The organism is Bradyrhizobium sp. CSS354 (genome assembly GCF_029051725.1).
Lineage (GTDB): Bacteria > Pseudomonadota > Alphaproteobacteria > Rhizobiales > Xanthobacteraceae > Bradyrhizobium.
On the sequence record NZ_JAACFU010000001.1, the window covers coordinates 661772 to 674274 of the forward strand.

Annotated in this window: 12 protein-coding genes; 4 read left to right on the plus strand and 8 right to left on the minus strand. The window is 64.2% G+C overall.

Annotated elements, in window-relative coordinates; all coding sequences use genetic code 11:
• Positions 1–2 precede the first annotated feature (2 nt).
• On the plus strand, positions 3–2204 hold the full coding sequence (locus GWG67_RS03160) for a xanthine dehydrogenase family protein molybdopterin-binding subunit (protein WP_275167685.1): 2202 nt from the start codon (positions 3–5) through the stop codon (positions 2202–2204).
• 58 nt (positions 2205–2262) lie between these two features.
• Here GWG67_RS03160 and GWG67_RS03165 read toward each other — a convergent pair whose 3' ends face one another.
• Together GWG67_RS03165 and GWG67_RS03170 are read right to left on the minus strand one after the other, a co-directional pair.
• Positions 2263–2475 (minus strand): hypothetical protein, encoded by a 213-nt coding sequence (locus GWG67_RS03165; RefSeq protein ID WP_007608382.1) that lies wholly within the window; start codon positions 2473–2475, stop codon positions 2263–2265.
• Positions 2476–2659: 184 nt separating this feature from the next.
• Positions 2660–3709, minus strand: a complete 1050-nt coding sequence (locus GWG67_RS03170) for a hydroxyacid dehydrogenase (RefSeq protein WP_275167686.1) — start codon at positions 3707–3709, stop codon at positions 2660–2662.
• A gap of 265 nt (positions 3710–3974) precedes the next feature.
• Here GWG67_RS03170 and GWG67_RS03175 point away from each other — a divergent pair, with 265 nt between their 5' ends.
• The 3 genes from GWG67_RS03175 (at position 3975) to GWG67_RS03185 (ending at position 5609) form a co-directional block, all read left to right on the plus strand.
• Complete coding sequence (locus tag GWG67_RS03175; RefSeq protein ID WP_275167687.1) at positions 3975–4541, plus strand: thiamine pyrophosphate-binding protein; 567 nt, start codon at positions 3975–3977, stop codon at positions 4539–4541.
• An 11-nt stretch (positions 4542–4552) separates the two neighbouring features.
• Positions 4553–5155: a thiamine pyrophosphate-dependent enzyme gene (locus tag GWG67_RS03180; RefSeq protein WP_275167688.1), complete on the plus strand. Its 603-nt coding sequence runs from the start codon at positions 4553–4555 to the stop codon at positions 5153–5155.
• Between the two features lie 76 nt (positions 5156–5231).
• Positions 5232–5609 carry a VanZ family protein gene (locus GWG67_RS03185; RefSeq protein WP_275167689.1) on the plus strand — a complete coding sequence of 126 codons (378 nt, stop codon included), beginning with the start codon at positions 5232–5234 and terminating at the stop codon, positions 5607–5609.
• Positions 5610–5651: 42 nt separating this feature from the next.
• Here GWG67_RS03185 and GWG67_RS03190 read toward each other — a convergent pair whose 3' ends face one another.
• The 6 genes from GWG67_RS03190 to GWG67_RS03215 form a co-directional block, all read right to left on the minus strand.
• The gene (locus tag GWG67_RS03190; RefSeq protein WP_275167690.1) at positions 5652–6035 is read right to left on the minus strand and encodes a DUF1236 domain-containing protein; all 384 of its coding nucleotides are present in this window, start codon (positions 6033–6035) and stop codon (positions 5652–5654) included.
• A gap of 115 nt (positions 6036–6150) precedes the next feature.
• Positions 6151–7038: a 2-hydroxy-3-oxopropionate reductase gene (locus tag GWG67_RS03195; RefSeq protein WP_275167692.1), complete on the minus strand. Its 888-nt coding sequence runs from the start codon at positions 7036–7038 to the stop codon at positions 6151–6153.
• Positions 7039–7050: 12 nt separating this feature from the next.
• Entirely contained in the window at positions 7051–7836 is a 786-nt protein-coding gene (gene hyi, locus GWG67_RS03200) for a hydroxypyruvate isomerase (protein ID WP_275167694.1), read from the minus strand.
• An 11-nt stretch (positions 7837–7847) separates the two neighbouring features.
• Entirely contained in the window at positions 7848–9638 is a 1791-nt protein-coding gene (gcl, locus tag GWG67_RS03205; RefSeq protein ID WP_275167695.1) for a glyoxylate carboligase, read from the minus strand.
• 152 nt (positions 9639–9790) lie between these two features.
• The gene (locus tag GWG67_RS03210; protein WP_275167696.1) at positions 9791–11593 is read right to left on the minus strand and encodes an adenine deaminase; all 1803 of its coding nucleotides are present in this window, start codon (positions 11591–11593) and stop codon (positions 9791–9793) included.
• Between the two features lie 85 nt (positions 11594–11678).
• Positions 11679–12479 carry an NYN domain-containing protein gene (locus GWG67_RS03215; RefSeq protein ID WP_275167697.1) on the minus strand — a complete coding sequence of 267 codons (801 nt, stop codon included), beginning with the start codon at positions 12477–12479 and terminating at the stop codon, positions 11679–11681.
• Positions 12480–12503 lie beyond the last annotated feature (24 nt).

The following is a 12503-nucleotide window of genomic DNA, read 5'->3' on the forward strand; positions in this document are numbered from 1 at the left end:
CTATGAACGCTTATGTCGGAACGCCAACGTCGCGTGTCGACGGACGGGCCAAGGTCACGGGGGCCGCCAAATACGCCGGCGAATTCCCGGCCGACAGGCTCCTCCATGGCTTCGTTGTCGAGGCCACCATTTCATGCGGGCGCATTGTCCGCCTCGACACCAATACGGCACAGCAGGTCAAGGGCGTGCTCGACGTGCTCACGCATGCGAACCGTCCGCCGCTGGCCGACAAGGACGAGGCGTGGAAGGACGAGGTTGCACCGGATGGGTCGCCCTTCCGTCCGCTTTATGATGACACGATCAGGTTCAATGGCCAACCGATCGCGCTGGTCGTGGCGGAGGACTGGGAAACCGCGAAATTTGCCGCGACGCTGGTGCGGGTCGAATATGAGCAGCATGGTTTTGCGACCGACCTCGAAGGCGAGCGCAGCAACGCTGCCGAAAAGGACAAGCCGCACAAGCCGCGGGGCGACGCCGCAGCCGCCCTTGCGGGAGCTGATGTGCGCCACGAGGCGGACTACGTGATACCGACCGAGCATCACAACCCGATGGAGCTCTATGCGACCACGGCGGTCTGGGACGACAATGGCAAGCTCACAATCTACGACAAGACCCAAGGCGTCCAGAACGTCCACAAGTTTCTATGCGGCGTGTTCGACAAGAAGCCGGATGACATTCGGGTGGCCTCGCCATACGTCGGCGGCGCCTTCGGCTCCGGCTTGCGGCCGCAATATCAGGTGGTGTTGGCAACGCTCGGCGCGCTCGCGCTGAAGCGGTCCGTGCGCGTCGTGCTGACGCGGCAGCAGATGTACGGGCTCGGCTATCGGCCGATGACCATCGAGCGCGTCGGGCTGGGCGCAAAATCCGATGGTACGCTCGACGCGATCACGCACGAGGCCATTGCCGTCACCTCGCGCTATGAGGATTTTGCACGCAACGATACCGGCTGGGCCGAACAGCTCTACAAGAGCCCGAACAGCCGCTTCTCCCATAAGCTCGTCCACCTTGACGTCTCCACGCCGTGCGACATGCGCGCACCGGGCGCGGCGTCGGGCGTCTGCGCGCTCGAATGCGCCATGGACGAGCTCGCCGTCGCGCTCAAGCTCGACCCGATCGAACTGCGGCTGAAGTGCTACTCGGACCACGACCAGAGCGAAAACCTGCCCTACACCAGCAAGCAGTTGCGCGAATGCTACGCGCGCGGCGCGGACGCCTTCGGCTGGAGCAGACGCAATCCTGCGCCGCGCTCGATGCGCGACGGCAAGGATCTGGTCGGCTGGGGCATGGCGACGGGCGTGTGGGAAGCACTGCAGATGCCGGTCGCCGTCCGTATCGTTCTGACGTCGAACGGACATGCCGAGGTGTCATGCGCCGCATCCGACATCGGCACCGGCACCTACACCATTGTGGCTCAGGTCGCAGCCGACGCACTCGGCCTGCCGATCGAGAACATCAGCGTCAGGCTCGCAGATTCCAGTCTGCCGCAGGCGCCTGTCGAGGGCGGCTCCTGGATGGCCGCTTCGAGCGCACATGCGGTGCTCGCAGCCGCCGAGGAGGTGCGCAAGGAGCTGTTAGGTCTGGCCGGAAAAATCCCTGGCTCGCCGCTCGCCGGCGCCAAGTTGGCCGATACGGTCCTGATCGACGGCAGCATTGCCGGGGCCAGCGACACCAGCCGCGCGGTCTCGATCGCCGACGCGATGCGCCATGGCGGTGTCGAACGCATCGAGAAGGAAAAGCTCAACCAGTTCGACGAGGACAAGAAGCACGCGCGCAATACCCATTCAGCCGTCTTTGCCGAGGTCAAAGTCGACGAAGAGCTGGGCGTCATTCGCGTCACGCGCGTGGTCAGCGCCGTCGCGGCCGGGCGGATTCTCAACACCAAGACCGGCCGCAGCCAGATCATGGGCAGCGTGGTCTGGGGGATCGGGATGGCCCTGCACGAGGAGACGGTGATGGATCATCGCTTCGGCCGGATCATGAACGCGAACATCGCCGAGTACCACATCCCGGTGAATGCGGATGTTCACGATATCGACGTGATCTTCGTCGACGAGCCGGACAATCGTATCAACAAGCTCGGCATCAAGGGACTGGGCGAGATCGGCATCGTCGGCGTCCCGGCGGCGATCGCAAACGCCGTCTATCACGCCACCGGCAAACGCATCCGCCGCTTCCCGATTACACTGGACAAGTTGTTGGACTGAGACGGTGCAGCGGTCCGCTCGGCGCCAGCGTCACCTCACGGGGCCCGGCCGCCAGGCCTCACGACGGAAAGTCAGCCGGTCTGACCTGGATGCGGTCGGCATGCAACGACCAGTGGTGCAGCGCCTGATCCTCGCAAAACCTCGCCTTCGCCCGCTCTCTGGCTTCGTCCTCGTCGGAGGCGTCGATCTCAAGCGTGCCCTGGCACACCTCGATCTGCCGGCCGTACTGGCCGAGCACGTCCTTCATGAACCTGACCACATAAGTTGACATGGGACCTCCTGCCTGCCCCGGCGGCGCTCACTTTAATCCCATTTAGCCGGATTGCGGGAGGGAGATTTTGACGCGGATCAAAGTCGGGCGCGGTTCCGCCCGCCAATCATTCCGTGGCGCGTAGCGCTAACCCGGAAATGGGCAACAGGAGCGTCGCACCCCGGAAGGACAAAGCGACTGCCGACTACGCCGGCGTCACACCAAACGCCTGCTTGAATCGCTCGGCATAGCGTGGCCAGACCTCCGGATTGATGATGCGCGGCGGGCGCTTGCCGTCGAGCGTATCCAGCACCTGCTCGGCCGCGATGCGGCCCATGTTCTGCCGCGCTTCGATCGTGACGCCGGCCGTATGCGGGCTCGCCAGCACGTTGTCGAGCTGGAGCAGCGGATGCTCCGGCGGCGGCGGCTCCTTGGACCAGACGTCGAGACCGGCGCCTGCAATGCGCTTGTCGCGCAACGCCTGGAGCAGCGCATCCTCATCGTGGATGAAGCCGCGCGCAGTGGTGATAAAGTACGCATGCGGCTGCATCAGCGCGAACTCGCGCACGCTGATCATGTTGCGGCTGCCCTTGTTGAGCGGGCAGGAGATCGAGATAAAATCGGCGCGGCGCAGCAGCTCGTCGAGCTCCACCTTCTCCCCGCCCCGTTCGGCCATCACCTCGGCCGTGAGGTAGGGATCATAGGCCAGCACCTTCATGCCGAACAGGCCCTTGCACAGCGCGGCGATGCGGCGACCGACATTGCCGAGGCCGATGATGCCGACGGTCTTGTGCTCGATCTCGTTGCCGACGAGTTCGTTGCGGTTAACGTTGGCCTCCCTGCGAAGCTTGCGGTCGGACTGGATGATGCGCTTGGACAGCGTCAGCATCATCGCCAGCGCATGCTCGGCGACGGAATGGGCATTGCCGCCGGACTGGTTGACGACCAGCACGCCCGCATCGGTGCACGCCTCGACGTCGACGGGATCGAAGCCTGCACCATTGCTCGAGACCAGCAACAGGTTCGGCGTGCGTTTCAGGAAGGCGGCATCGACGTGGAAATGCGGGGCGAGTTCGTCCCGGGCGGCGCCGATCTGGTAGACATGAGCGGCACCGATGATCGGCGCGTAGAAGTCTTCGGGACTCTCGTTCTCGATGCGATCGAGCCGGACGTCGGGCCGCGCCTTCAGAATGTCGATATAGATCGGATTGGCCAGATATTTGACGTAGAAGACGCGCTTGCTGTTGACGGACATAAGGACCTTTCCGGCTCTCTCCTGGAGATCCGCAGGGCCAGCGCGGCGCGCGCTCCTTTCATGCGTTCCTCCGTTCTCTTGTTATTGCCGCTTATGACACGGCGCCAGCGGCCGCGGCAGGCCGTCTGGCGCAGATCACGGTGCAGCCCGGACATGTTGACAATCCCGCTGCCTCCGTCAAGTTCGGCAGACCGCCGCGACGGCCGACACGAGCCTAAGGCAATGGCAAAGACCAAGAAGCATGCGCGGCCGAAGGGAGAACGCAATGCCGATTGCGGAGCAACAAACCTCGTCCGAGGCGGCGCAGACCTCCAGTGACACGAGCTGGCATGGCATCGTCCTGCAAACCCTGAAGCGGAACGAGATCAGCCTCGTCCCTTACGTGCCTGACCGCGTGCTGACGCCGCTGATCAAGAACCTGCACGCCGATCCGTTCTTCACCACCTTTGCCACCGCCCGCGAGGAGGAGGCCGTCGGCATCGTCTCGGGGGCCTGGATGGGCGGACGACGAGGCGCGGTGTTGATGCAGACCTCGGGCTTTGCGACGCTCGCCAACGTGCTGGCCTCGCTCGCGGTGCCCTACCAGATTCCGCTCATCATGTTCGTGTCCGAGCGCGGCACGCTCGGCGAGTTCAACTACGGCCAGTCACTGGTCTGCCGCACCATGCGTCCGGTGCTGGATTCGTTGGCACTGGAGCATCACACCATCACCCGGCTCGACGAGCTCGAATTCATTGCCGACCGTTCGATCAAGCAGGCCGTGACGACGCAGGCGCCGGTGGCACTGATCCTCAACCCGCTGCTCACCGGCGGCAAGGTGTTCAACAAGTGAGGCCGGCCCGAATGAATACCGACGCGCGCAACACCAAAGTGATGAACCGCTTCGACGTCACCTCGCGCCTGATCGCAAAACTCGAGCACGAGGAAGCCGTGATCGGCGGCATCGGCAACACCAATTTCGACCTCTGGGCCGCCGGCCACCGTCCGCAGAATTTCTACATGCTCGGCAGCATGGGGCTCGCCTTCCCGATCGCGCTGGGCGTGGCGCTGGCGCAGCCGGAGCGGCGCGTCTTTGCGCTCGAAGGCGACGGCTCGCTGCTGATGCAGCTCGGCGCACTCTCGACGATCGCAGCGTTGAAGCCGAAGAACCTCACCATGATCGTGATGGACAACGGCATCTATCAGATCACCGGCGCGCAGCCGACGCCGGCCGCGAAAGTGGCTGACATCGTCGCCATCGCGACCGGCTCCGGGCTTGCCAACAGCGCCTGGGCCGCGGACGAGGAGGATTTCGAGCGTCTGGTCGAGGAAGCCATGTCGGCGACGGAGCCGAGCCTGATCGCCGTCCGTATCGATGACAAGCCCGGCGTCGGCGCCACCCGACGCGATCCCGTACAAATCCGGGAACGCTTCATGCACGGCCTTGGTGTGCGCGAGCCGCTTTAACGTTTCGTCATTAACTACACGGCGATCTGATCCCGGCGCCTCGGCAAGCTGCTGCAATCCATGCTAAGCGGTGCGAATGTCCATTTTGGTTCGCTCCTCTGCCTGGCTGCTTGCCGCCGCCGTCGCCTTTGCCACCCTCGGCCCGCCCGGCCTGCGGCCCCATTCCGACCTTGGCCAGGACGGCGAACATGCCCTCGCCTTCGTCCTGGTGGGACTAGCCTTCGGTCTCGCCTATCCGCGCCGCCGCCTGTCGGCCACAGCCATCGCCGTGGTGCTGATCGGCCTGCTCGAACTGATGCAATTCTGGGCACCGGGACGGCATGCGCGGCTGGAGGACTTTCTGGTCGATGCCGGCACCACCTGCATCGGCTTCGCGCTCGCGGCCATCGCCGATTGGGGCATGACGCGGTTTCGCGCGAATTCGGCCCTGACGAGCCAAGGCCCCGCGGAGTGATGCTCCGCAGGGCCCGTCTCTTCAAAGCTCACGCTCGATCGATCAGTCGATGATCTTGACGACGCGGCGCGTGCGCGGCTCCACGATCACGCGGCGATCGTTCACGACCGCATAGCGATATTCGGTGTAGTTCGGCACGGGCCGCAGCACCACGGTCGGCGGCAGTGGCTCGCCGACCACGACGCGATCCTCAACGACTACGGATTCACTACGCGGGATGCCGCCCAGAATGGCATTCGGAATTTCCAGACCGGCGCCGACAGCGGCGCCGACGGTACCACCGACCATCGCTCCGACCGGGCCGCCAATGTCGCCGCCCGCGCGTGCGCCGTTCCTGGCGCCTTCTTCGGTCGTCGACTGAGCAAAGGCCGCACTCGACGCCAGCAGCGACGCGGCAGCCAACGAAATCGCAAGACGGGTTTTCATGTGCTTATGTCTCCAGTGATTGTTGTGCGCCTTCAACCGCGGGGCCGGATCATTGTTCCGGTTCCCTCGCCCGATCTAGGCAGAACCACAACGGAGACTGTTACCCGGTAACAGTTCAGGCCGCGGCGATCTCGTGCCCCGCCATCAGTTCCAGCGCGCGCACCATCGCCGAATGGTCCCAGCCCTTGCCGCCATGCGCGGCGCAGGACGAGAACAGTTGCTGCGCCACTGCGGTGCTCGGCAGCGACACGCCGAGCGCGCGGGCGCCTTCAAGCGCGAGGTTGAGATCCTTCTGGTGCAGCTCGATGCGGAAGCCGGCATCGAAATTGCGCTTCACCATGCGCTCGCCATGCACTTCGAGAATCCGCGAAGACGCAAAGCCGCCCATCAGGGCCTGCCGCACCAGCGCCGGATCCGCACCGGCTTTCGACGCGAACAGCAGCGCTTCGCTGACCGCCTCGATCGTCAACGCGACGATGATCTGGTTGGCGACCTTCGTCGTCTGGCCGTCGCCATTGGCGCCGACGCGGGTGACGTTCTTTCCCATCCGGTCGAAGATCGGCTTCATGGTGTTGAAGGCGCGCTCGGGGCCACCGACCATGATGGTGAGGCTTGCCGCCTTGGCACCGACCTCCCCGCCTGACACCGGTGCGTCGAGATAATCCGCGCCGAGCGCCTCGATCTTCTTCGCAAACTCCTTGGTCGCCAGCGGCGAGATCGAGCTCATGTCGACCACGATCTTGCCCTTGGAAATGCCGCCCGCGACGCCGTCCTTGCCAAACAGCACGGCCTCCACCTGCGGGGTATCCGGCACCATGATGATGACCGCATCCGCCTCCTCCGCAACCTCCTTGCTTGACTTGCAGACAACGCCGCCGGCGGCGATCAGCTCGGGTGCGACCGGCCCGACATCGTGCAGGAGAACGCGATGGCCTGCGGCCAGAAGATGCCCGGCCATCGGCCGTCCCATGGTGCCAAGTCCGATAAAGCCGATGTCGATCATGTCAAAGTTTCCTCAGGTCTCAAACGTTTGCGCGGCGTGCCAGAACAGGCCTTCCAGCGTCGTGGTGCGCGGCTTGTATTCGCAACCGATCCAGCCGCGATAGCCGATCGCGTCGAGATGGCGGAACAGGAAGGGATAGTTGATCTCGCCGGTGCCGGGCTCGTGACGGCCGGGATTGTCGGCGAGCTGTATATGCGCGATCTGCGGGAGATATTCCTGCATGGTACGGGCGAGATCGCCCTCCATGATCTGCATGTGATAGATGTCGTACTGGATAAACAGATTGTTGGAGCGCACCTCGGAGATCAGCTGCACGGCCTGCTCGGTGCCGTTGAGGAAGAAGCCGGGAATGTCGAGCGTGTTGATCGGCTCAACCAGAAGCTTGATGTTCTCGCGCGCCAGCGTCGAAGCGGCGAAGCGCAGATTCCCGACCAGGGTTTCGTTGAGTTCGCGCGGATCGGCATCGACAGGCGCGATGCCGACGAGACAGTTGAGCTGCTCGCAATCGAGCGCCTTGGCATAGTCGATGGCGCGAAACACGCCGTCCCTGAACTCGCTGACACGATCCGGCAGGATCGCTATGCCGCGCTCGCCTGCCGCCCAATTGCCGGCCGGCAGATTGTGCAGCACCTGCGTCAGCCCATGGCTGTCGAGTTGCTCGCGCAGCTGCGCTTTGTCGAAATCATAGGGGAAGAGGTACTCGACCCCGGAAAAGCCCGCCGCTCTAGCCGCGGCGAAGCGGTCCACGAACGGCATTTCGTTGAAGAGCATGGTGAGATTGGCAGCGAATTTCGGCATGATGCTGTTCCCTATTCGGCCGGCTGCAGCACGCCGGACTGCGCGGTCGTGACCTCGTCGAGCGGCAAATCCAGCACCTCCTCGAATTCGACGATGTTGTCGATTTCCGTGCCCATCGCGATGTTGGTGACGCGTTCGAGAATGAACTCGACCATCACGGGCACGCGGTGCTTCGCCATCAATTCGCGCGCAGTGGCGAACGCGGCCTGCGCGTCCTTGGGATCGGTGACGCGGATCGCCTTGCAGCCGAGCCCTTCGGCGACGGCGACGTGATCGACGCCGTAGCCGCCGAGTTCGGGCGCGTTGATGTTCTCGAATGAGAGCTGGACGTGATAGTCCATGTCGAAGCCGCGCTGGGCCTGTCGAATCAGGCCGAGATAGGAATTGTTCACGACGACGTGGATGTAGGGCAGATTGAATTGCGCCCCGACCGCGAGCTCTTCGATCAGGAACTGGAAATCGTAGTCGCCGGAGAGCGCGACGATGTCGCGATCCGGACACGCCGCACGCACGCCGAGCGCCGCGGGTAGCGTCCAGCCGAGCGGTCCCGCCTGCCCGGCATTGATCCAGTTGCGCGGCTTGTAGACGCCCAGGAACTGCGCGCCGGCGATCTGCGAAAGGCCGATCACGGAGACGTAGCAGGTGTCACGGCCAAAGGCCTTGGTCATCTCCTCGTAGACGCGCTGCGGCTTGATCGGGACGTTATCGAAATGGCTCTTGCGCAGCATCGTCTTCTTCCGGTCGCGGCAGGAAGCAGGCCACGCCTGGCGCTCGCGCAGCCTGCCTGACCGGCGCCACTCCCTGGAGACGACGACGAACAGTTCGAGTGCCGCCTTCGCGTCCGAGACGATGCCGAGATCGGGATTGAACACGCGCCCGATCTGGGTCGGCTCGATGTCGACATGCACGAAGGTGCGACCCTTGGTGTAGGTCTCGACCGAGCCGGTGTGGCGGTTTGCCCAGCGATTGCCGATGCCGAGGACGAAATCGGATTCGAGCATGGTGGCATTGCCGTAGCGGTGGCTGGTCTGAAGACCGACCATGCCGGCCATCAGCACGTGGTCGTCGGGGATAGCGCCCCACCCCATCAGCGTCGGCACGACCGGCACGTTGGCGATCTCGGCGAATTCCACCAGTAGATCCGAGGCGTCAGCATTGATCACGCCGCCGCCCGCGACGATCAGCGGCCGTTCGGCCGCATTGAGCATCTCCAGCGCCTTCTCGACCTGCTTGCGGGTCGCGGTCGGCTTGTAGACGGGCAATGGTTCATAGGTCTCGTCGTCGAACTCGATCTCGGCGAGCTGCACGTCGAGCGGCATGTCGATCAGCACGGGGCCGGGCCTTCCCGAGCGCATCACGTGAAAAGCCTGGCTGAACACGCGGGGCACCAGCGCCGGCTCGCGCACCGTCACCGCCCATTTGGTCACGGGCTTTGCGATAGATTCTATGTCGACGGCCTGGAAATCTTCCTTGTAGAGCCGCGCCCGCGGCGCCTGCCCGGTGATGCACAGAATCGGGATCGAATCGGCGATCGCCGAATAGAGCCCGGTGATCATGTCGGTGCCCGCCGGCCCCGAAGTTCCGATGCAGACGCCGATATTGCCCGCCTTGGCCCGCGTATAGCCCTCGGCCATGTGCGAGGCACCCTCGACGTGCCGCGCCAGGATATGGCGGATCGAGCCGCGCTTCTTCAGCGCCGAGTAAAGCGGATTGATCGCGGCCCCTGGAACGCCGAAGGCAGTCGAGATGCCCTCCTTCTCCAGAATTCGCACGGCAGCATCGATGGCTCGCATCTTCGCCATATCGGACCTCGCTCGGTTATGTTGGCTCGAGCGAGATCATCGGGCGCGCGGGATACGATCTCAACGAGATCGATTTTATTTTCCACGATGCGGCAACCGCGGAAAAATCGCGGCAGCTTCAGTCAGTTAAGTCGAGACACGCGTGAAAGCGGTCACTCGAACAGCGGCGCCAGCTGCATCTGCGGCACCAGCACGAGTCCCTTGTCGGTGATACGAATTTCCGGAATGACCGATAGCGGAATCAGATTGAAGCCCATGTAGGGAATGGTGCAGCCGGCTTCCGCCCATTCCTTCTTCAGCACCTTGACCTCTTCGGCCACCTCTGTGACGCGCTTGTCGGACAGGAGGCCGGCGATCGGCAGCGGAACCAGCGCCCTCACCTTGCCGTCGGTGACGACACAGACGGCGCCTTGATGCTCCTTGATGGCGGCGACCGCGACCTGCATGTCGGCCTCGTTGGTGCCGGCAACGATGATGTTGTGGCTGTCGTGCCCGACGCTGGAGGCGACCGCGCCGCGCTTCAGACCAAAATCCTTCAAAAGGCCGTAGGCGACGTTGCCGGCGGATTTGCCGTGACGCTCGACCACCGTGACGAAGCACAGGCCGTAGCGAGCGAACAGCGTCGGCCAATCCTTTGCGGGCTCGATCGCGATCTTCTCATGAATCAGCGTGATGCCGGGCAACGCCGTCTTGATCGCGTTGACGGTACAGGCTTTCGCCGGAAGCTCCGGCGTCAGCTTGACCTTCTCGGGCAGTTTCACGGTCGCATAGGCCGCCTTCGGGTATTGATAGCGCTGCGACAGCGCCTGATCGAGCTTCGGCGTGATCTTGCGGTTCTCGACCACGAGCTCGCCGCCATACCAGGTGCATTGCGGCTTCAGATTATCGTCCATCAGCACGAGATCGGCGCGGCGGCCGCCGCCGAGCCCGCCGATATCGCTGTCCATGCCGAAGCGCGTCGCGCCATGCAGCGAGCCCATCGACCAGGCCTGCTCCGGCGACATCCCTGCCTTCACGGCTTCGCGCACCACCCAATCGAGCCCGAACAGCAGGAGATCGTCGGCATCGCGATCGTCGGTGCACACGGCGGTGCGTTTATGCGAGGCCCCGAGCTCGGTGATGGTCCGGATCGCCTGCGGCAGCGAATGCCACGGCGTGGTCGGCGGTCCCCCGCGCAAGAACACCCAGACCCCGGCATCCAGCAAGTCGTCGGCGATGTCGCGGTCGATCGCCTCATGGGTGTCGGTGACGCCGCTAGCCGCATAGGCCGCAACGAATTCGCGGCCATAGACGTGGCCGGACACCGGCCGCCCGCGCTTCAGGGCGGCGGCGAGGATGGCATGGCTGCGCTCGTCCCCCATTGTGACAGGCACGAAATCCATCTTCTCGCCGAGCCCGACGGCTTCCGGCCAGCGGTCGAACAGGCCGGCGATCTTGTCCGGCGTGAGGTCGCCGCCCGCAGTCTCCAGTGCGGCCGAGGTCGCAGGAACCGTCGACGGCACCGTCAGGAAGATCGACAGTGGCGCCTCGCGCGCGTCCTCCAGCATCGCTTCGACGCCGGCGACGTCCATCACGTTGCCGATCTCGTGGCTGTCGCAGAAGATCGTGGTGGTGCCGTTGAGCAGAGCCGCTTCGGCATAGGCGCAGGCCGTCACCATCGAGGATTCGATGTGGATGTGCGGATCGACCAGCCCCGGCGCGATGATGCCGCCGGCCGCGTCGTAAACCGGCACGTTGCTGAAGACTTTCTTCGCAGCACCGGCCGGCTTCACCGCAGCAACGCGGCCGCCGGTGATCCAGATTTCGCGGCTCGCGTGGATGCGCTCCGAATAGGTCGAGAGCACCCGCGCGCCGGTGACGACGAGATCCGGCGCGACACGCGCCGACGCCACATCGGCAAGACGGCGGGTCATCGAATGCAGCGGTGCGACGGCGAAGCGGGTAAGTCTGGTCATCAGGACCCTCGCGTGGCGTTATGACCCTGCGATGGTTACGCCCTGCGCCGGACCGGGCAAGCGCAAATATAACGGCACGCCCTGCTTACGCCTTAGGCGGCGAAGTGCCTGCCGTCCCTGACCTCGCGGGTCTGCGCGAGTTCCGTCGTCTCGGGGCCGCTGCGGCAGCGGGCTTGACCCGAATCCGCATCGACCTCCCGTTCTGCTCGTCGATCTCGAACGCATTCGTCTTGCGCACGAGGTCACTCAGTTTGCGGAAGCCGAACGTTCTCGGATCGAAATCGGACGCGAGATTGGCGAGCTGACGGCCGACTTCCCCAAGCGTCACCCAGCCGTCCTCGCTCTCCATCTGGGTGATAACCTTCTTGATGATGGGGGTTGCGGCATCAGGTGGCTGAAGCGAGGTCGATCGCGAGGCGGCGTCCTGGGTGTTCGCCGGGGCGGGAAGCAGGTTCTCCGTGTAGACGAACCTTCGGCAGGCCTGCCGGAAGCTCTCCGGCGTCTTCTGTTCGCCAAACCCAAAGACATCGATGCCCTGCTCCCGGATCCGGGCGGCGAGACGGGTGAAATCGCTGTCCGACGACACCAGGCAAAAGCCGTCGAACCGGCCGCTGTGAAGCAGGTCCATCGCGTCGATGACCAGGGTGATGTCGGACGCATTCTTCCCTGTGGTATAGGCAAACTGCTGCTGCGGGATGATGGCGTGTTTCGACAGGATGTCGGCCCAGCCCCTCGACCTGGCATTGGAGAAGTCGCCGTAGATGCGGCGAACGCTGGCCTCGCCGATCTTGGCAATCTCCTCGAACAGTCCATCGGCGATCTTTGCCGAAGCATTGTCGGCATCGATCAGGACAGCGAGACGAGGCGAACGGAGCTCTGACGGCATGACTTTCCCTCACGAGATGGACTT